This window comes from Aminobacter sp. DSM 101952, assembly GCF_001424795.1.
GTDB classification, from domain to species: domain Bacteria; phylum Pseudomonadota; class Alphaproteobacteria; order Rhizobiales; family Rhizobiaceae; genus Aminobacter; species Aminobacter aganoensis.
The window spans coordinates 286,522-305,480 of sequence record NZ_LMCL01000032.1; the positions used below are offsets into that span (position 1 = coordinate 286,522).

At 66.1% G+C, this 18,959-nt stretch carries 17 protein-coding genes; 5 read left to right on the forward strand and 12 right to left on the reverse strand.

Features of this window, described 5'->3' with window-relative positions:
- Window positions 1–6 precede the first annotated feature (6 nt).
- From ASC75_RS21370 to ASC75_RS21390, 5 genes are all read right to left on the reverse strand, one after another.
- A complete protein-coding gene (locus tag ASC75_RS21370; RefSeq protein ID WP_055980321.1) occupies window positions 7–789 on the reverse strand; it encodes a carnitinyl-CoA dehydratase in 783 nt (260 codons plus the stop codon).
- 114 nt (window positions 790–903) lie between these two features.
- Window positions 904–3,162 (reverse strand): acetate--CoA ligase family protein, encoded by a 2,259-nt coding sequence (locus tag ASC75_RS21375; RefSeq protein WP_055980045.1) that lies wholly within the window; start codon window positions 3,160–3,162, stop codon window positions 904–906.
- Between the two features lie 72 nt (window positions 3,163–3,234).
- A complete protein-coding gene (locus ASC75_RS21380; protein ID WP_055980048.1) occupies window positions 3,235–4,398 on the reverse strand; it encodes an acyl-CoA dehydrogenase in 1,164 nt (387 codons plus the stop codon).
- Window positions 4,399–4,402: 4 nt separating this feature from the next.
- Window positions 4,403–5,488 (reverse strand): carnitine 3-dehydrogenase, encoded by a 1,086-nt coding sequence (locus ASC75_RS21385; protein WP_055980051.1) that lies wholly within the window; start codon window positions 5,486–5,488, stop codon window positions 4,403–4,405.
- Window positions 5,489–5,524: 36 nt separating this feature from the next.
- Entirely contained in the window at window positions 5,525–6,442 is a 918-nt protein-coding gene (locus ASC75_RS21390) for a 3-keto-5-aminohexanoate cleavage protein (RefSeq protein WP_055980054.1), read from the reverse strand.
- Window positions 6,443–6,522: 80 nt separating this feature from the next.
- Between ASC75_RS21390 and ASC75_RS21395 the strand changes: the two genes are divergently transcribed.
- Window positions 6,523–7,503: a GlxA family transcriptional regulator gene (locus ASC75_RS21395; RefSeq protein WP_055980057.1), complete on the forward strand. Its 981-nt coding sequence runs from the start codon at window positions 6,523–6,525 to the stop codon at window positions 7,501–7,503.
- A gap of 199 nt (window positions 7,504–7,702) precedes the next feature.
- Here ASC75_RS21395 and ASC75_RS21400 read toward each other — a convergent pair whose 3' ends face one another.
- The 3 genes from ASC75_RS21400 to xylA all read right to left on the reverse strand — a co-directional run bounded on the left by ASC75_RS21400 (window position 7,703) and on the right by xylA (window position 10,157).
- Window positions 7,703–8,461: a TIGR01458 family HAD-type hydrolase gene (locus ASC75_RS21400; RefSeq protein ID WP_348271302.1), complete on the reverse strand. Its 759-nt coding sequence runs from the start codon at window positions 8,459–8,461 to the stop codon at window positions 7,703–7,705.
- 58 nt (window positions 8,462–8,519) lie between these two features.
- Complete coding sequence (locus tag ASC75_RS21405) at window positions 8,520–8,744, reverse strand: hypothetical protein (protein WP_055980324.1); 225 nt, start codon at window positions 8,742–8,744, stop codon at window positions 8,520–8,522.
- A gap of 102 nt (window positions 8,745–8,846) precedes the next feature.
- Entirely contained in the window at window positions 8,847–10,157 is a 1,311-nt protein-coding gene (xylA, locus tag ASC75_RS21410) for a xylose isomerase (RefSeq protein ID WP_055980063.1), read from the reverse strand.
- Between the two features lie 151 nt (window positions 10,158–10,308).
- Here xylA and ASC75_RS21415 point away from each other — a divergent pair, with 151 nt between their 5' ends.
- On the forward strand, window positions 10,309–10,668 hold the full coding sequence (locus ASC75_RS21415; protein WP_055980065.1) for a nuclear transport factor 2 family protein: 360 nt from the start codon (window positions 10,309–10,311) through the stop codon (window positions 10,666–10,668).
- Window positions 10,669–10,685: 17 nt separating this feature from the next.
- Here ASC75_RS21415 and xylB read toward each other — a convergent pair whose 3' ends face one another.
- From xylB to ASC75_RS21430, 3 genes are all read right to left on the reverse strand, one after another.
- Window positions 10,686–12,137, reverse strand: a complete 1,452-nt coding sequence (gene xylB / locus ASC75_RS21420) for a xylulokinase (RefSeq protein ID WP_055980068.1) — start codon at window positions 12,135–12,137, stop codon at window positions 10,686–10,688.
- Between the two features lie 215 nt (window positions 12,138–12,352).
- A complete protein-coding gene (locus ASC75_RS21425) occupies window positions 12,353–13,672 on the reverse strand; it encodes a tetratricopeptide repeat protein (protein ID WP_055980326.1) in 1,320 nt (439 codons plus the stop codon).
- A gap of 15 nt (window positions 13,673–13,687) precedes the next feature.
- Entirely contained in the window at window positions 13,688–14,311 is a 624-nt protein-coding gene (locus ASC75_RS21430) for a LysE family translocator (RefSeq protein WP_055980070.1), read from the reverse strand.
- Window positions 14,312–14,537: 226 nt separating this feature from the next.
- Here ASC75_RS21430 and ASC75_RS21435 point away from each other — a divergent pair, with 226 nt between their 5' ends.
- The 3 genes from ASC75_RS21435 (at window position 14,538) to ASC75_RS21445 (ending at window position 17,218) form a co-directional block, all read left to right on the forward strand.
- Window positions 14,538–15,233 carry a L,D-transpeptidase gene (locus tag ASC75_RS21435; protein WP_244487905.1) on the forward strand — a complete coding sequence of 232 codons (696 nt, stop codon included), beginning with the start codon at window positions 14,538–14,540 and terminating at the stop codon, window positions 15,231–15,233.
- A gap of 96 nt (window positions 15,234–15,329) precedes the next feature.
- A complete protein-coding gene (locus ASC75_RS21440; protein WP_055980076.1) occupies window positions 15,330–16,496 on the forward strand; it encodes a diphosphate--fructose-6-phosphate 1-phosphotransferase in 1,167 nt (388 codons plus the stop codon).
- A 50-nt stretch (window positions 16,497–16,546) separates the two neighbouring features.
- Window positions 16,547–17,218 carry an MBL fold metallo-hydrolase gene (locus ASC75_RS21445; protein ID WP_055980329.1) on the forward strand — a complete coding sequence of 224 codons (672 nt, stop codon included), beginning with the start codon at window positions 16,547–16,549 and terminating at the stop codon, window positions 17,216–17,218.
- A gap of 224 nt (window positions 17,219–17,442) precedes the next feature.
- Here the strand turns inward: ASC75_RS21445 and ASC75_RS21450 are convergent, their stop codons facing one another.
- A complete protein-coding gene (locus ASC75_RS21450; RefSeq protein ID WP_055980078.1) occupies window positions 17,443–18,891 on the reverse strand; it encodes an aldehyde dehydrogenase family protein in 1,449 nt (482 codons plus the stop codon).
- Window positions 18,892–18,959 lie beyond the last annotated feature (68 nt).

Consider the following 18,959-nt stretch of genomic DNA (forward strand, 5'->3'; position numbering starts at 1 on the left):
AACGCCCTACTTCCCCTTCCACACCGGATCGCGCTTCTCGGCAAACGCCTTGAAGCCCTCGAGATTGTCCTCCGAGGCGTAGAGTTCGTCCACCGTGGGGAATTGCCGCTTGGTGATGCGGTTCATGGTTTCCTGGAAGCCCATCACCTCGGCCGCGCGCGCCACCTCCTTGATGGCGGCAAAGACCAGCGGCGGGCCGTCTGCCAGCAGGCGGGCGATCTCCCAGACGCGCTCCTCCAGCTTGTCGGCCGGCAGCACCTCGTTGACCAGGCCCCAGCGATGCGCCTCGACGACGTCCATCCAGCGGCCGGTCAGCAGCAGGTCCATCGCCACGTGATAAGGAATGCGCTTGGGCAGCTTGATGGTCGCGGCATCCGCCAGCGTCCCGGCCTTGATCTCGGGCAGCGCGAAGCTCGAATGCTCGGAGGCATAGATCAGGTCGCAGGACAGCGCCAGCTCGAAGCCGCCGCCCACCGCCATGCCGTTGACGCAGGCGATGACCGGCTTGTTGAGGTCGCGCAGTTCCTGCAGCCCGCCGAAACCGCCGACGCCATAGTCGCCGTCAACCGCGTCGCCATTGGCCGCTGCCTTCAGGTCCCAGCCGGCGGAAAAGAACTTCTCGCCCGCCGTCTTGACGACGGCAATGCGCAGGCCGTCATCGTCGCGGAAGGCCTTGAAAGTCTGCCCGAGCAGCCGCGACGTCGCGAGGTCGATGGCATTGGCCTTGGGCCGGTCGAGCGTGACTTCGAGGATCACGCCTTCCCTGCGGGTTTTCACGACGTCGGACATTTTTTCCTCCATTGCGCCTTGTCCAGCCTAAGCCCGGACAACCTTTAAAGACCGTCGGCCAGAATCGCCCCTCACCCTTACCCTCTCCCCGTGAAAGACGGGGAGAGGGAGGCGTCAACCTCGCGGCCAGCCTCCTTCTCCCCGTCCTTCACGGGGAGAAGGTCCGGCAGGGGATGAGGGGCCATTTGAAACGACCAGCAACGCGTCCGCGATCCAGGCGCCCTGCCCTTCGCCGCAGACGATCAGCGGGTTGATGTCGAGTTCCTCGATCGCATCGGCATGATCCGACACGAAGTCGGCAATTGCCATGATCGCATCAATGGCAGCGCCGACATCCGCCCGGGCACGACCGCGATAGCCGTCGAGCATCGGATACATCTTCAGTCTCTTCAGCGCCGCCTCCACCTCGTCGCGCGAGGCAGGCAACAGCAGCGTGGCGCTGTCCTTGATCAGTTCGACCAGCACGCCGCCTGCTCCGATGGTCATGACCGGGCCGAACAGCGGGTCCCTGATGACGCCGACGATCAGCTCGGCCACGCCGCCTGAGATCATCTTCTCGACATAGAGGCCGGAACCGAGCGGCAGCAGGGCCGCGGCTGCGGCTCGCACGTCCTCGCTGGTCATCAGATTGAGCCTGACGGCGCCGAGTTCACTCTTGTGGGCAACGCCGAGCGCCTTGAGCGCGACAGGATAACCCAGCGCCTCGGCTGCCGCGATGGCCTCGGCCACGCTCGCCGCGCGGCGGCCGGCCGGCACGACAAGGCCGGCGTCGCGCAGCAGGGACTTGGCGGCGGCCTCGTCGAGCTGGATATCCTCCCCCCTCGAGGGGGAGGTGCCCGCGAAGCGGGTGGAGGGGGTAGTCTCAGAAGGCGCCGCCAAAGCGGCGCGCACGACCCCACCCCGATCGGCTCCGCCGATCGACCCTCCCCTCAAGGGGGAGGGATTGCGCCGCCACGCCTCGCCGATCGCCGCCGCAGCCTCCGCCGCGTCCATCGCCTCCGCAATCCCCTGCAACGGCACGATGCCGCGCGAAAACAGATCCGCCGCGTGCTCCTCGGTCAGGTTCTCCGACATCGACGCCACCACGGCACCCCGCGCCCCATTGGCCTTCAGCGCCGCCTCGAAGGCGCGCACGGTCGGCCACCAGTCGGCGTCCGAGCAGCGGTCGTTGCGCGGGAAGTCGAGCACCAGCAGGTTAAGGTCGAAGCCGCCGGAGGCCATCGCCGTGAAGGTGGTCGTCATCGCCGGCTCGTCGTTCCAAATGAAGGTGTGGTAGTCGAGCGGATTGGCGACCGCCACGAAGGCGCCGAGCGTCGACTTTATCCGCGCATAGTGCTCGGGCGCGAGCGCGGGGAAACGCAACCGCCGGCCTTCGGCGCTATCGGCCATGACCGACGCCTCGCCACCGGAGCAGCTCATCGACGACAGCGTGAAACCGGGCAGCGGTCCTACCGCATGCAGCAGCTTCAGCGTTTCGAGCAGCGACGGAATGGTGTCGACGCGGGCGATGCCGAGCCGCTTGAGAAAGGCGTCCGAGGCGGCGTCGGAGCCCGCCAGCGACGCCGTGTGCGAGATCGTCGCCTTGCGCGCCTGCTCGGAGCGGCCGACCTTCATGGCGACGATCGGCTTGTTCAGTTCGCGCGCCCGCACAGCCAGCCGCTCGAAGCCGTAGACAGTGTCGAAGCCTTCTATGTGCAGGCCGAGGCAGGACACACGCTCGTCCTCGATCAGCCCCAGCGCCATCTCGGACAAGCCGGTTTGCGCCTGGTTGCCCGCGGTCATCAGGAACGCCACCGGCAGGCCGCGCTTCTGCATGGTCAGATTGCAGGCGATGTTGGACGATTGCGTGATGATGGCGACGCCGCGCCCACCCGATGCAAGCCTCTGGCCGCCATGCTGGTCGGGCCACAAAAGCGCGCCGTCGGCATAGTTGATCAGGCCGTAGCAATTGGGCCCGATGACCGGCATCGCGCCAGCCGCCGTCACCAGTTCGGCCTGCAGCCGTTCGCCGTCGGCATCGTCGTTGCCGGCTTCAAGGAAACCCGAGGCAAAGCAGATCGCCCCGCCCGCGCCGCGCGCGGCAAGTTGCGCAATCACCTCGATGGTCAGGAAACGGTTGACGCCGACGAAAGCCGCGTCGGGCGCACCGGGCAGCTCGGCCACCGAACGGAAGGTCCTGATACCCTCGACCTCATCCTTGGTCGGATGCACCGGCCAGATGTCGCCGGCAAATCCCATCTTCAGGCACTGTTTGACGACGGCCGCCGCCTGCGAGCCACCGAACACGGCGATCGACTTCGGCCGCAGCAGGCGCTCGAGCCGCGCCCGCCCGGCAGGCTTCGGGGTGGGGGTGTCAGAAGTCGAGCAAGACATTGTTTCACCCCCACCCGGCCCTGCGGGCCACCCTCCCCACAAGGGGGAGGGTCGAACCTGAAAGCAGCCGCATCATCCGCCCACCGCCCTGAGCAGCGCGCGCGAAATGATGTGCCGCTGGATTTCCGACGTGCCTTCCCAGATCCGCTCGACGCGGGCGTCGCGCCAGATGCGCTCCAGCGGCAGGTCGTCCATCAGGCCCATGCCGCCATGGATCTGGATCGCCTCGTCGGCGACGAAGGCCAGCACCTCGGTGGCCTTCAGCTTGGCCATCGCCATGTCCTGGTCGGTGACGGTGCCCTGGTCGTATTTCCAGCCGGCCTCCATCACCATCAGCTCGGCGGCCTTGAGCTCGGTCGCCATGTCGGCGAGCTTGAATGACACGCCCTGGAACTTGCCGATCTGCTGGCCGAACTGCTCGCGGCTCGCGGCATATTCGATGGCGTGGCCGAGCGCGCGTTCGGCACGGCCGAGGCAGGTTGCGCCCACCTGCAGGCGAGTCGCGCCGAGCCAGCTGTTGGCGACCTCGAAACCCTTGTGCACCTCGCCCAACACCTGGCTCGCCGGCAGGCGGCAATCGTCGAACTCCAGCACCGAATTGGTGTAGCCGCGATGCGAGACGTTGCGATAGCCATCGCGCACGGTGAAGCCCGGCGTGCCCTTGTCGACAAAAAACGCCGTGATCTTCTTGCGCTTGCCACGCGGCGTGTCTTCTTCGCCGGACGCCATGAAGACGATGGCAAAATCGGCGATGTCGGCGTGGCTGATGAAATGCTTGGTGCCGTTCAGCACCCAGTCGCTGCCGTCCTGGACAGCACTCGCCTTCATGCCGCGCAGGTCGGAGCCGGCGCCCGGTTCGGTCATGGCGAGGCAGTCCGACTTTTCGCCGCGAATGCAGGGGAAGAGATACTTCTCGCGCTGCTCCGGCGTGCCGGCGAGCAGGATGTTGGACGGCCGCGCCACGCAGGTCCAGTGCAGCGCATAATTGGCGCGGCCAAGCTCCTTTTCGTAGAGCAGCCAGGTCAGCGTATCGAGCCCGGCGCCGCCGACATCCGCCGGCATGTTGGCGGCATAGAGCCCGGCGGCAATCGCCTTTGCCTTGATCTCCTCGATCAGCTCGCGCCGCAGATGCCCGGTGCGCTCGACCTCCTGCTCATGCGGGTAGATCTCGTTCTCGACGAAGGCCCGCGTCGTGTCGACGATCAGCTGCTGTTCCTCGGACAGACCGAAATGCATCGTCTCAGCCCTTCTTGGCGGGCTTTTTCGCCGCCTTCTTCACCGGCTTGCTCGCCTTGGCCTTCTCTGCCGCCTTCGAAACCTTGGGCTTCGCCTGCGCCGCCAGCTGTTTGGTGTAGTCCTTGTACAGCGCGCCGGCGCCCCAGCCCTTGCCCTTGTTCTGCTTCGACAGCGCGTCCATCATCGCGACCAGATTGTCGTCGCGAATCTTTTCCAGCTCGCGGATCGACCATTTCGACGACTGGTCGTCGGACTGGCCGACGATCAGGTCGACAAGCTCGTCATTGAACTCCGGCACGTCCATCAGCTTGGTCCACGGCCATTTCAGGCACGGGCCGAACTGGGCCATGAAGTGGCGCATGCCCGCCTCGCCACCGGCGATGCGATAGACCTGGAACATGCCCATCTGGGCCCAGCGCAGGCCGAAGCCATAGCGCATGATGTCGTCGAGCTCCTCGACCGAGCAGATGCCGTCCTTGATCAGCCACAGCGCCTCGCGCCAGGCGGCCTCGAGCAGGCGGTCGCCGACGAAGGCCTCGATCTCCTTGCGGATGACCACCGGCTTCATGCCGATCGAGGAATAGATTTCCTTGGCGACCTCGATGGCTTCAGGGAAAGTTTGCGCGCCGCCGACGATCTCGACGATAGGCAGCAGATAGACCGGGTTGAACGGATGCCCGACCACCAGCCTTTCCGGGTGCTTCTTCATCGCCACCTGCATGTCGGACGGCTTGATGCCCGAGGTGGACGAACCGATGATCGCGTTGGCGGGTGCGTGCATGTCGATCTCGGCCAGCACCTTGTGCTTAAGGTCGAGCCTCTCGGGCACGCTTTCCTGGATGAAATCGGCGTCTGCCACCGCCTCGGCAATGGTCTTGGCATAGGTCAGTTTGCCCTCCTTGGGCAGGCCTCCCGGCACCATCTGCTTGTAGGCACGCCGCGCGCCCTTCATCACCTCGCCGACCTTGCGCGACGCCTCCGGGTCGGGATCGAAGATCGACACGTCGATGCCGTTGAGCAGCAACCGCGCCACCCAGCCCGCGCCGATCACTCCGCCGCCAATGGCGGCTGCCTTGGAAATTGTGCTCATGAACAGCCCCTCCCGGCAGATTTGAACTTGCGGTGATCAGGCGGCCAGCGGCGCGCGTTTGACGAGGTTGAGCTTCTTGCGCACCTCTTCGGGCCCGATAACCCGTGCGCCCAAGGTCTCGACCACTGTCACCGCTTTCTCGACCAGCTGCGCGTTGGTGGCGAGCACGCCCTTGTCGAGCCAGAGATTGTCCTCGAGGCCGACGCGCACATTGCCGCCGGCGAGAACCGCCGCCGCCGCATAGGCCATCTGGTTGCGGCCGAGCGAAAAGGCCGAAAACGTCCAGCTCTTCGGCACGTTGTTGACCATAGCCATGAAGGTGTTGAGGTCGTCGGGCGCGCCCCACGGCACGCCCATGCACAGCTGCACCAGCGCGTCGGGCGCGAGCACGCCCTCCTCCACCAGCTGCTTGGCAAACCACAGATGGCCGGTGTCGAAGGCCTCGATCTCGGGCTTCACGCCCATCGCCGTCATCATGCCGCCCATGGCGCGCAGCATGCCGGGCGTGTTGGTCATGACATAGTCGGCCTCGGCGAAATTCATCGTGCCGCAGTCGAGCGTGCAGATCTCGGGCAGGCACAGGCGCACATGCTCGACGCGGTTGGTGGCGCCGCCCATGTCAGTGCCGGCTTCCCTCAGCGGCAGCGGGCTCTCGACGCCGCCGAACACCATGTCGCCGCCCATGCCGGCGGTCAGGTTCAGGACCACGTCGACATTGGCCTCGCGGATGCGCTCGGTCACTTCGCGGTAGAGATGGATGTCGCGGCGCGGCTTGCCGGTCTCGGGGTCGCGGACGTGGCAATGGACGATGGCGGCACCGGCCTTGGCCGCCTCGATGGCCGAGTCGGCGATCTCCTTGGGCGAACGGGGCAAGAGGCGGCTGCGGTCCTGCGTGCCGCCGGACCCGGTCACGGCACAGGTAATGAAGACCTCGCGGTTCATTTCGAGCGGCATCGCATTTCCTCCCAGTCAGCAAATCCGAGGAGATCATCGCGCCGCTTGCGCCAGTTTGTTTTGCGTTTTACGAAACTCAAATGGCAAAAAGCGAAAAGCCGACAATCTTTCGCGAAGAGCGCTCGCCGCTGAGGGTGACGATGCTTGTCTTCTCCGGCGCGTCGATCATGTGCGTCGCCTCCGCCGTCGACCCGCTGCGCGCCGCAAACCGCATATCAGGCGAAACGCTGTTCGACTTCCGCCTGGTCTCGGCCACCGGCGAGCCGGCGATCACCACCTGCGGCCTGCCCGTGGCGGTCTCCGGCGCCTTCGACCCCGAAGAGGCCTGCGACGTGCTGATGGTCATCGCAGGCTTCGGCACGCAGGGTTATGCAACGTCGAAACTGCTCGGCGGCATCAGGCGTTGCGCCCGCCAGGCCCGTGCGACGGGCGGCATCGAAGCCGGCACATGGCTGGTCGCCAGAGCTGGTCTGCTCGAAGGCCGCGCCGCCACCACCCACTGGGAGGACATGGAGGATTTTGCCTCAGCCTTCCCCGAGGTCGAGGTCCGCCCCGACCGCTACATCATCGACGGCCCGGTATTCACCTCGGGCGGAGCCGCACCCACTTTCGACCTGATGCTGCATCTGGTGCGCTCGCGGCTCGGCATGGCGACCGCGCTCGATGTCGCCAGCGTTTTCATCTACGACCAGTCGCGCGCCGCAACCGACGCCCAGCCGCTGGTCTCGCTCGGCCGCCTCGACGGCTACGACCCGCGCCTCGCCCAGGCGATCCGGCTGATGGAAGCGCATGTCGACCAGCCACTGACGATCGCCGCCATCGCCAAACGTGCCGGCGTCACCGCACGCACGCTCGAAAGCATCTTCCGCGCCTCGATCGGCGAAACGCCCGGCGCCTATTATCTCAGGCTCAGGCTCAACGCCGCCCGCCGGCTGGTGGTCGACACCCGCGTCGGCATGGCCGAGGTGGCGGAGCGGACGGGCTTTTCTTCGGCTGCCGCCTTCTCTCGCAGCTTCTCGCGGGCCTTCGGCACGGCACCTGTGAGGATGCGGCGGGGGTGAGCCCACGCTCGAACATCTCGGAGCAGGGAGTACCCCCACCCTCAATCCCTCCCCACAAGGGGGAGGGAGGCTTTGCCTCGGGCCATGCGATCCAATGGGTGAGAACATCTTGCTTGGCGTGGACGGTGCCGATCCCCTCCCCCTTGTGGGGAGGGGTAAGGGGTGGGGGTCTCCGAGCTATGACCGAAGCAAGCAGCGCTCAGCGCCGATGAGCCAATATCCACTCGACCGCCGCCGCAAGATCGTCGACGACGGCGCTCGGGTGCGGCGCGTGAAGGCTCTCGTCGCCGGCACGATACTTTCCGGTCCGCACCAGCAGCCCGGCGCCGATCCCCGCCCTCAACGCGCCAGCGACATCGCTCTCCGCATCGTCGCCGACCATCACCGCTTGCGCCGGCAGGCAGTCCAGGCCGGCCAACGCCGCATGGAAGAAGTCGCGTGCGGGCTTGCCGAGCACCGTCGCCTGCTTGCCGGCCGCGAATTCGAGCGCGGCAACGAAAGCGCCGGCATCGAGGCTGAGCCCACCATCGGCGTCCTTGAAGGTGCGGTTGACGGCGAGTGCCAGAAACTCCGCGCCATCTATCAGCTGCCGGAAGGCGGCGTTCATCGCCGCATAGGTAAAGGCCTCGGCGGCATCGCCGACCACTACGGCCTTCCTGTCGCCGAACCTGTTGCCGGCAAACTCAGGCACGAGGTCGGGATGCACGAGAAGATGCGGCGCACAGCCTTCGCGGGCGAGCCATCCGATCGCGGCACGTGCCGGCGTGAACAGCTCGTCGCGACCAACGACAATGCCGAAACCGGCGAGCTGCGCGATGATCGCATGATGCGGCGAACGTGTCGTGTTGCTGACGAAGCGGAGCGGAAGCCCCTCGCCGCGAAGCCTCGCAATGGCCGCGACAGCGCCAGGAATCGGCGTTTCGCCGTCATAGACGACGCCCGAGAGATCGAGCAGCACCGCGCGTATCATGACACGAGCATGGCGGAGCCTGCCGCGCGCGTCAAACCGTCAGCGATCAGGCGGCACGGCGTTCACTGCCGATGCGCGATCGCATGCTTTCGGCGAGCACGGTTTCAAGGCGCAGCGCCACTGCCCGGCTCCACTCATCCGACAGCTGCGTCTCCACGATGGGAGGCAGCGCCATCAGCCGATCGACGATGGAATTGGTCAGCGAACGGTCGAGCAATGCCTCGATCTCCGGTTCGCGCGTATCTGTGAAAGTCTTTTGTTCCCGTCTCATGGCGCCGTAACTCACTGATTCGACGGGCGTCTTGAGGGCGAGAAAGAGGCAATTCGGCGGCAAGGGAGAAAGCTTCTCCCCCTCGCCGAACGGTTGCCTGGATCAGACGTAGCGGTTGACGACGTTTTCCAGATGCTCCTGCCGGCCCGACTTCGGCTGCGGCTCGATGCCATCGGCCACCACGCGCGCCGCAATCTGCTCGAGGCTGCGCTCGCCCGCCAGCATCGCCCTGGCCTCAGCCGAATTCCAGCCGGCGTAGCGCGCGTCGAGTGGGCCCGACAGCGCCTTGTCCTCGATCATTTTCGCCGCGGCCTTCAGGCCACGGGCGCAGGCGTCCATGCCGCCGATATGGGCGACCAGCAGGTCCTCGGGATCGAGCGACTGGCGACGCAGCTTGGCATCGAAATTGGTGCCGCCCGTCTTGAAGCCGCCGCCCAGCAGCACCTGGTAATAGGCCAGCGCCATTTCCGGCACGTTGTTGGGGAACTGGTCGGTGTCCCAGCCCGACTGGTAGTCATTGCGGTTCATGTCGATGGAGCCGAAGATGCCGAGCGCGTTGGCGGTCGCCAGCTCGTGCTCGAAGGAGTGACCGGCCAGGATCGCGTGGCCCTGCTCGATATTGACCTTCACCTCCTTCTCCAGCCCGTACTTCCTGAGGAAGCCGTAGACGGTGGCGACGTCGTAGTCGTACTGGTGCTTGGTCGGCTCCTGCGGCTTCGGCTCGATCAGGATCGTGCCGGTAAAGCCGATCCTGTGCTTGTAGTCGACGACGAGGTTGAGGAAGCGGCCGAGCTGGTCGAGCTCGCGGCCCATGTCAGTGTTGAGCAGCGTCTCATAGCCCTCGCGTCCGCCCCACAGCACGTAGTTCTCACCCTTGAGCCGCTTGGTGACGTCGATGCAGTGCTTCACCGTGGCCGCCGCATAGGCAAAGACATCCGGGTCCGGATTGGTCGCGGCACCGGCCATGAAGCGGCGGTTGGAAAACAGGTTCGCCGTGCCCCACAGCAGCTTGACGCCGGTCTTTGCCATCTTGGCTTCGAAATGGTCGGCGATCTCGTCAAGACGCTTTGCGCTCTCGGCAAAGGTCGCACCCTCGGGCCGCACGTCGGCATCGTGAAAGCAGTAATAGGGAACGCCCAGCAGCGAAAACAGCTCGAAGGCGACGTCGGCCTTGAGCTTGGCATTCTCCATCGTCTCGCCAAACCAGGGCCGCTCGAACGTCTGGCCGCCGAAAGGATCGCCGCCAGGCCAGGCAAATGTGTGCCAGTAGGCAACCGCGAAGCGCAGATGGTCTTCCAGCCTTTTGCCCAGCACCACCTCGTCGGCATTGTAGTGGCGATAGGCCAGCGGGTTGGTGCTGTCGGGGCCTTCGTAGCGGACAGGCTTGATGTCGCCGAAATAGCCGGTGCTCATGGCAGAACTCCTTTCAGTGAGTACGCATCGCCGCCCCGGACCGGGCGGTCGCAGAAATTCCGAATTCGATTACCTCAGGCGTAATTGGTTCCAGCATGCACTGCTGCGAGAAAGGTCGCGTCAACCAGGACGAAACAGACGGAGAGCAGACATGACCGACTACACCGCCATCGCAGAAGACTACATCGCAGCCTGGAACGAGACCGACGCCGACGCCCGCAAGGCGCTGGTCGAAGCCGCCTTCACGTCCGACGCAACCTATCGCGACCCGATCATGGCGGGCGACGGCTACGGCGGCATCGACGCGCTGATCGCCGGCGTGCACGGCCAGTTCCCCGGCTTCCGCTTCAAGCTGAAGGGCAAGGCCGACGGCTTTGGCGACAACATCCGCTTCTCCTGGGGCCTTGGCCCGGACGGTGCGGAAGCCGTGATCGAAGGCAGCGACTTCGCCACCCTCAAGGACCACCGCCTGAGCGCCATCACCGGTTTCCTCGACAAGGTGCCGGGCTGATCGAACATGCCGGGCGTTCACATCGTCCCCCGGATCGCCGGATAGAGCTTGCGGTAGCGCTGGTAGGCCTCGTCATAGGCGCCTGCCAGCGCCGCCACCGGCTCGATGGTTTCGGCTGTCGCCGGCGGCGTGCAGACCTGATGCGGGTCGGCACCTTCGGCAGCGATCAGGCCAAGGCGCGCGGCACCGAAGGCAGCGCCAAAATCGCCATCGGCGGGAATGTCGACCGGCACGCCAAGGGCCGTGGCGATCGATTTCAGCCAGTAGCGCGAGCGCGAGCCGCCGCCAATGGCAGTCACGCGGGTCAGCGTGGTTCCGGCGGAAGCCAATGCCTCAAGGCTGTCGCGGAAGGCGAAGGCGACGCCCTCGAGCACGGCCTGGGTCAGCCCGGCCCGGTCGATCTCATGCGCGAGGCCGGTGAAGGCGCCGCGGATCGCGGCATCGTTGTGCGGGGTCCGTTCGCCCGAGAGATAGGGCAGGAACGTCACGCCGCTGGGCGCACGCAGTTCGTCGCCGATCTCGCGCGTCAGTTCGGCCGCATCCTTGCCTGATATGTTGCTCAGCCAGTTCAGCGAATCCGTCGCCGACAATATGACACCCATCTGGTGCCAGGCATTGGGCAGCGCATGGCAGAAGGTGTGCACGGCACTTTCCGGATTGGGCAGGTAGGCGCCGTTGGCGGCAAACAGCACGCCAGAGGTGCCGAGCGACACGAACGCAGCACCCGGCTGAACCGTGCCCATGCCGCAGGCCGAAGCAGCATTGTCGCCGGCCCCGCCGGCGATCACCACGCCCTGCCCCATGCCCCATTTCGAAGCCAGTTCGCCGCGCAACGTGCCTGTCTTGTCGGTACCCTCGACCAGCGACGGCATGTGCTCAATGCCGAGGCCGGTGGCGGCCAGCAGTTCCGGCGACCAGCGCCGCGCCGCGACGTCGAGCCAGGAGGTGCCGGCAGAGTCTGACATTTCGGAGATGTATTCGCCCGCAAGCCAGAGCCGCAGATAGTCCTTGGGCAGCAGCACCTTGGCCACCTTGGCGAAGATGTCGGGCTCGTTGGCCTTCACCCAGGCGAGCTTGGGCGCGGTGAAACCGGGGAACACGATGTTGCCGGTGATCTCTCGGAAGCGCGGATCGGCATCGAGCGCGGCTGCCTCGGCAAAACTGCGCGTGTCGTTCCACAGGATGCAGGGCCGCAGCACCGTGCCCGAGGCGTCGAGCAGCGTCGCGCCATGCATCTGGCCCGACAGGCCGATGCCGCGCACGGCGGCGATTTCCCCGGGATGTGTTGCCTTGAGCTCGGAGATTGCCTCTTCGGTTGCGCGGATCCAGTCGGCCGGGTCCTGCTCGGACCAGCCGTGATGCGGCCGCGACACGTCGAGCGAACCATGGCCGGAGCCGATGATCTTCTGGTCGGCGTCCATCAGCAGCGCCTTCACGCCTGACGTGCCGAGATCGAGCCCGAGATACATGCCAGTCCTCCCGAATGAGCGACGCGGACGCGAAGCGTCCATCCTCTCACGTCATTGGCCGGCCTTCATCGCCAACAGGCAGAAACGGCCAGGGCCATCGTCCCGTTCCTCCGACGGACGCTGCTTATTAGCAAACATTCCGGGGTCGGGTCGACATTTATTTCGGAACTCGTAAAAAATAATCGAGTGCCTCGGCGTGGAACTTTCGAACTCAGTCAACCATGCGCGAGCAGCGCCGCGCGCTGGACGAACAGGCCCGACAGCGGGCTTGCCGGCCGCGCATGGTTGCGGGCGGAAGAGAGCTTCACCGCGAGCGCACCGTCGCCGTCGCGCAAGGCTGCCTCGATCAGCGTCAGGTCGATCACGTCGCGCTGGGCATGGCTGCCGCCGAAGCGGTGGGCGATGGCCCGGACAGGTTCGAGCAGCCGCACCGTCTCGCCATAGCGCCCTTCCCCGAAGGCCTTGACCGCCAGCGTGACCGGATGGCCGACATCGCGGGTGAAGGCGGCATTGTCGTCGTCGCGGGCGATCGCCTCGCGCTGGGCCTCGAGCATCGCTTTGGCCGGTGCTTCGAGGCTTGCGCCGACGAAGGCCATCATCGCATGGGCATCGTTGAAGGCGTAGTTGCCGGCGGCGGCCTTGGGCGCCCAATTGGCCGCAAGGTCCACCCAGCGCGCGCCGACATCGACGCCTCCGAGATGCAGCCGCCACAGGATCGCCGAGGCGTCGACCATGTTGAGCGCCAGCTTCGACTGCGCGCCGTAGATCGGCCCGTCATAAAGAGCGAGCACCTCGTCGGTCTCGCCGAGGTCGTAGTGGAACAGCGCCAGGTGCCACCAATTGTGGACCTGGAGAAAACTCTCCTTCGTCCAGGCGTCGGTGTTGCCGCGCATCCAGGCGATGCCGTCGCGCTGGCGGCTCTGCATCTCCATCACATGCGCCACCGCATGCTGGGCCCAGCCGTCGCGCGGCTCCATCTTGATGGCTTGCCGGCCCAGCGCCTCGGCGCTGACATAGTCGCCCATCTCCTCGAAGCCGAAGGCCTGCATGCCGAGGATGGCGTGGTAGCCCGGCATGTTCTTGCTCCACGCCGGCATCGCCCGGGCGATGCGGTCGCGCAGCATCGGCGCATTGCCGGTGAAGAAATCGATCTGGTGTCCGGCCTGCAGCGCCAGCGCGTCGGTCGGATGCTCCGCCGTCAGCCCTTCAAGGATGTGCCCGGCCTCATGCCAGTGCCCGGCGGCAAGACGGCCGAGTGCTGCGACATGCGCCTGCTCGCGCGCGGTTGCGGCGAGCCCCGCGGCAGCAGCGTGACAACCCCGCGCCACCGCCATCGCCTCGCGCTCGGTCGACAGGCCATAGAGCCAGCCCTTCAGCACATGCGCCATGACGAAGTCGGGCGCTGCCGCGATCGCCTTGTCGGCCGATCCGACAGGATCGCCGACGAAGCGCTGGAGTTCGCTCACCCCACGCTCGTAATGCGCGGCCGAGGCCTCGTCCGCCCCTGAAAGGGCGAGCCCGAGCCGATCCTTCAGCACGGCCAAAAATCCTCAGTGCCCCGAGCGTGTCGCAGCCGCCGCGATTCCGGCGCCGACCAGCAGCGTGCCGCCGGTGCGGTTGAAGATGCGGATCGCGCGCGGATTGGACACGACACTGCGAGCCCGCGCCGCCACCAGCGCGTAGCCGAAGGCATTGGCGAAGGCGAGCGTCAGGAAGGTCAGCTCGAAGACCAGCATCTGCGTCCAGAAATCGCCGCTGCGGTCGAGGAACTGCGGCAGGAAGGCGACGAAGAAGGTGATGCTCTTGGGGTTCAGCGCCGTCACGATCCAGGCATGCGCCATCATCTTGACGGCCGACGCGGCATCCGTGCGCGGCTTGGCGTCCAGCGACCCGCCAGCGCGGAACAGCTTGATGCCGAGATAGATCAGATAGGCTGCGCCGATCCACTTCACGATGGTGAAGACGGTAGCCGACGCGGCGAGCAGCGCGCCGATGCCGAGCATCGACAGCGTCATCGCCGTGAAGTCGCCCAGCGCCACTCCGACGGCCATAGGCAGCGCGGTGCGCCAGCCCTGACCGAGCGCGTAGGACACCACGAGCAGGATCGTGGGGCCCGGGATGACGAGAAGCACAGCGGACGCGGCGGCGAAGGCGGCCCAGCTTTCAAACGACATGGCAATTCTCCCTCATTGGATGCGGGATCAAGCTCCGGCTCCGCGCCGTTGTAAAGCCCTTAACGGACAGCTCCTCATATTCACCTTTTCTCAACCATGAATGGTGAAAATGCGATCTATTGGCCGGACCTCGCCAGGCGTCCCGCCCCTGTTCAACGAGTGGAATTGTGCCGTGTCGAAATCGCCTGCTTCGCCGGTCTCCGGCCCGAACGACCGCCCCGAACCCATCAACGCCTCGCGCCGCAAGGTGCTGCTCGGCCTCGGCGCCGCCGGCCTGCTTGCCGGTTGCAGCCGCAGCATGGAGATGGATCTCGCCTCGATCCAGATCGACGACTACACCACCGGTTCGATCCGGCCGAGCATCAGCGTCGACAAGCAGGTCACCCGTCCCGAGCTGATGTATGCCTCCCTCACCGACGAAGGCTACCAGCTGCCGGAGATCCCGTTCGCCAAGGTCGATCCGAAATTCCGCCGCCAGATCGTCGTCGACCCGACGGGCGAAGCGCCCGGCACCATCGTCGTCCGGCTACAGGAGCGCCATCTCTATCTCGTCCAGCCCGGTGGCGACGCCATCCGCTACGGCGTCGGCATCGGCCGCGACGGCTTCCTCTGGAACGGTCGCGCCAACATCCAGTACGGCAAGAAATGGCCGCGCTGGACCCCTCCGGCGGAGATGATCGCCCGTAAGCCGGAGCTGGAGAAATGGCGCGGCGGCCAACCCGGCGGCCTCGACAATCCGCTTGGCGCCCGCGCGCTCTACATCTTCAAGGACGGCCAGGACACCGGCTACCGCGTCCACGGCTCGCCCGAATGGTGGACCATCGGCCAGGCCATGTCGTCGGGCTGCGTCCGCATGATCAACCAGGACGTCATCGACCTCTTCAGCCGCGTCAACGGCAAGACGCCGATCGTCGTCAGCTAGGCGGCGGATAGCCCGCGGAGCGACTGAATCTCCCATTGCGTCCGGCCGCCAGAAGGGCGAATGTGCCGGAAATCAGCACCTGGGAGGACGGCGTCCATGCCTTCGACATTCGTGATCGCGCAAGGCGGTGGACCAACCGCCGTGATCAACCAGACGATGGCCGGCGCCGTGCTCGAAATCCGCCGACGCCATCCCAAGGCGCGCGTGCTGGGTTCGCGCCACGGCGTGCGCGGCATCCGCGACGGCGACTATGTCGACCTGAGCGACATTCCCGAAGAACAGTTGCTGCGCATCGCCGCCACCCCCGGCGCCGCGCTTGGCAGCACGCGCGACAAGCCCGACGCCGCCTATTGTGACGTCATCCTCGAAGGGCTGAAGAAAGCCGACGCTCGCACCTTCATCTATATCGGCGGCAACGACACCGCCGGCACCCAACAGATCCTGACCGAGGCGGCCCAGGGCAGCATCGCCTTCGTCCATGCGCCCAAGACCATCGACAACGACCTCGAGGAAAACGACCACACGCCGGGCTTCATCTCGGCGGCCGAATTCGTGGCCGGCGCCTTCCTCAGCGTCGATCTCGATTTCCGCGCCTTGCCCGGCATCTATGTCGGCATCGTCATGGGCCGCCATGCCGGCTTCCTCACCGCCGCCGCAGCCGCCTGGCGCGACGAGGACACCGACGGCCCGCACCTGATCTACGTGCCCGAACGCGCCTTCTCGGTGCCGCGCTTCATCGACGAGGTCAAGGCGACGCTGGCCCGCCACCGCCGCTGCGTCGTCGCCGTTTCCGAAGGCGTCACCACCGCCGACGGCAAGGCGCTGGTCGAAAGCATCGTGCCCGCCGACAAGCTGGAGCGCGACGCCCATGGCAACATCAAGCTTTCGGGCAGCGATTTGAGCCGTGCCTTCGAAAATGCCCTCGCCGAAGGGCTGCCGGGCAAACGCGCCCGCGTCGATGCGCTCGGCTACATGCCGCGCGGCTACATCGGCGCGGTTAACGCCGTCGACGCCCAGGAAGCGTTCGACGCCGGCGTCTTCGCCATCGACGCGGCCGACAAGGGCGGCGGCTCCGTTGCCCTGAAATACGAAGGCGGCAAGACCGTGCTCAAGCTCGTGCCGCTCGCCAACGTCGCCGGCAAGACCCGCCACATGCCCGACGACTTCATGCTGCCCGACGCCAACCACCTCTCCGAAAAGGGACTGGAGTATCTGCGCCGGCTGGTGCCCGGCCGGTTCAAGATCGGCAGGCCATTCGTTTGAACCGACGCCCAGGATGGTTCTCGAAAAGCATCGTCGACGCAACCACCACGATGCTGACGGAACCGTTCGTCACCGACTACTGCCGCGCCAACATCTGGCTTGTGCATGGCCGCGATCTCGACATGCTGGTCGACACCGGCTTGGGCATCTGCCCGCTGGCTCCGGAGCTTGACACGACGCCGGGCAAGCCGCTGCTGGCGGTGGCGACCCACGTCCATCTCGACCATGTCGGCTCGCTGCACGAGTTTTCGTGGCGCGCCGGCCCGTGCATCGAGGCGCCGTTCTTCGAGAACATGCCCGACGAAGCCACCTACGCCAACATGTTCCGCAATTTTCCGGGCGATGTATCGGAGCTGCCCTACCCCGGTTGGCACTCCGCCGGTTACGCCATCCGGCCCGCCCCGCTGCACCGCCTGCTCGACGAGGGCGAAATGATCGACCTCGGCGACCGCCGCTTCACGGTGTTGCATCTGCCCGGCCACTCGCCGGGGTCGATCGGGCTGTTCGACGAACTTGACGGCACCCTGTTTTCGGGCGACGCCATCCATGGCGGGCATTTGGTCGACGACATGCCCGATTCCGACCGCACCGCCTATCGCGCCACCATGCGCCGGCTGATCGACCTGCCGGTACGCGTCGCCCATGGCGGCCACGCAGACAGCATCGACGGCGCCAGGATGCGGGAAATCGCCCAGGATTATCTGAGACGGAATGGTGGATAGGGCGTTAGTTCGCTCAGCGCTTCCCCCTCTCCGTCCCGGCTTCGCCGTGCCACCTCTCCCCCACTCCGTGGGGGAGAGGAAACGCCAATCGGGCAGGCTCCGCCTTGCTAGTGTTAGATTGCAACCCCGCAGGACTTGGGTTCCTCGCCCCGCAAGGCCGGGGAGAGGTAGCAAGGCGAAGCCGTGACGGAGAGGGGTCTATTGCCAGCGGTTGCCGCCGACGCTCAGCCCAACCCTTCCTCGAACCCGCTGATCGCCTTGACCTCGAGGAAATCCTCGATCCCCCATTTGCCGCCTTCGCGGCCGAGGCCCGACTGCTTGTAGCCGCCGAACGGGCTGCCATAGGGACGGCTGGTGCCGTTGATCTGCACCATGCCGGCGCGGAGCTTGCGCGCCACGCGCTGGGCGCGGGCCTTGTCGCCGGTCTGGACATAGGCCGACAGGCCGTAGGGCGTGTCGTTGGCAATCGCGATCGCTTCTTCTTCCGTGTCGAACGGGATCATCGCCACCACCGGCCCGAAGATCTCCTCGCGGGCGATGCGCATGTCGTTGTTGGCATCGGCAAACACCGTCGGCCGCACGTAGTAGCCGCGGTTGAAGCCTTCGGGACGTCCGGGCCCGCCTGCAACGACGCGCGCGCCCTCCTTGATGCCGGCGTCGATCATGCCCTGCACCTTGTCGAACTGCACGTCGGACGACAACGGGCCGATATGGTCACCATCCTCGGCCGGGTTGCCGATCTTGACGGTCGCCGCATATTTCGCCGCGATGTCAACCGCCTTGTCATAGACCGGACGCTGCACCAGCATGCGCGTCGGCGCGTTGCAGGACTGGCCGGTGTTTTCGAAGCAATGCGCCAGGCCGCGCGTCACCGCGTCGGTCAGGTCGGCGTCGTCGAAGACGATATTGGGCGACTTGCCGCCGAGTTCCAGCGCCACGCGCTTGACCGTCTCGGACGCAGCCTTGGTCACAGCCACGCCGGCCCGCGTCGAGCCGGTGAACGACATCATGTCGATGCCGGGATGGCGCGACATCGCCTCGCCGACGGTCGGGCCGTCGCCGTTGACCATGTTGAACACACCGGCCGGGAAACCCGCTTCCTCCATCATCTCGACAAAGACGATCGACGACATCGGCGCGATCTCCGACGGCTTCAGCACCACCGTGCAGCCGGCGGCCAGCGCTGGCACCACCTTCAGCGCCACCTGGTTCATCGGCCAGTTCCACGGCGTGATCAGCCCGCACACGCCGATCGGCTCGCGCACGATGCGCTCCTGCGGGTTTTTCTCGTTCAGCGGCTCCTCGAATTCGAAGCCCTTCAGCACCTCGATGAAGCTCCTGATGTGACCCGAACCGCTGGCTGCCTGCGATTCCAGCGCCAGCTTGATCGGCGCTCCCATCTCCCAGGAAATCGCCTGGGCCATGTCGCGCACGCGCCTCTTGTAGGCGGCAAGCAGCTTTTCGAGCAGCGCGATCCGCTCTTCGCGGCTGGTCGCGCTCCATGCCGGGAAGGCGCGCTGCGCCGCGGCAACCGCCTTGTCAACGTCGGCGGACGATCCCAGCGAAATCACCGCGAAGGGCTGTTCGTCAGCCGGGTTGATGACCTCGAGTTCTTTCGCGACCGTTGGCGCGACCCATTTTCCGTCGATGAAGAAATCCGTCTTGCGCAGCATGGCAGGCTCCTGTTTTGGCGGACTTTCTAGAACGGCGCGCGGCACGTCCATGTCCTGATTCCGACCGC

Coding starts and splice junctions, on each gene's coding strand:
- ASC75_RS21370 (WP_055980321.1), bottom strand. CDS start 789: ATGTCCGACGTCGTGAAAACCCGCAGGGAAGGCGTGATCCTCGAAGTC.
- ASC75_RS21375 (WP_055980045.1), bottom strand. CDS start 3,162: ATGTCTTGCTCGACTTCTGACACCCCCACCCCGAAGCCTGCCGGGCGG.
- ASC75_RS21380 (WP_055980048.1), bottom strand. CDS start 4,398: ATGCATTTCGGTCTGTCCGAGGAACAGCAGCTGATCGTCGACACGACG.
- ASC75_RS21385 (WP_055980051.1), bottom strand. CDS start 5,488: ATGAGCACAATTTCCAAGGCAGCCGCCATTGGCGGCGGAGTGATCGGC.
- ASC75_RS21390 (WP_055980054.1), bottom strand. CDS start 6,442: ATGCCGCTCGAAATGAACCGCGAGGTCTTCATTACCTGTGCCGTGACC.
- ASC75_RS21395 (WP_055980057.1), top strand. CDS start 6,523: ATGGCAAAAAGCGAAAAGCCGACAATCTTTCGCGAAGAGCGCTCGCCG.
- ASC75_RS21405 (WP_055980324.1), bottom strand. CDS start 8,744: ATGAGACGGGAACAAAAGACTTTCACAGATACGCGCGAACCGGAGATC.
- xylA (WP_055980063.1), bottom strand. CDS start 10,157: ATGAGCACCGGCTATTTCGGCGACATCAAGCCTGTCCGCTACGAAGGC.
- ASC75_RS21415 (WP_055980065.1), top strand. CDS start 10,309: ATGACCGACTACACCGCCATCGCAGAAGACTACATCGCAGCCTGGAAC.
- xylB (WP_055980068.1), bottom strand. CDS start 12,137: ATGTATCTCGGGCTCGATCTCGGCACGTCAGGCGTGAAGGCGCTGCTG.
- ASC75_RS21430 (WP_055980070.1), bottom strand. CDS start 14,311: ATGTCGTTTGAAAGCTGGGCCGCCTTCGCCGCCGCGTCCGCTGTGCTT.
- ASC75_RS21440 (WP_055980076.1), top strand. CDS start 15,330: ATGCCTTCGACATTCGTGATCGCGCAAGGCGGTGGACCAACCGCCGTG.
- ASC75_RS21445 (WP_055980329.1), top strand. CDS start 16,547: ATGCTGACGGAACCGTTCGTCACCGACTACTGCCGCGCCAACATCTGG.
- ASC75_RS21450 (WP_055980078.1), bottom strand. CDS start 18,891: ATGCTGCGCAAGACGGATTTCTTCATCGACGGAAAATGGGTCGCGCCA.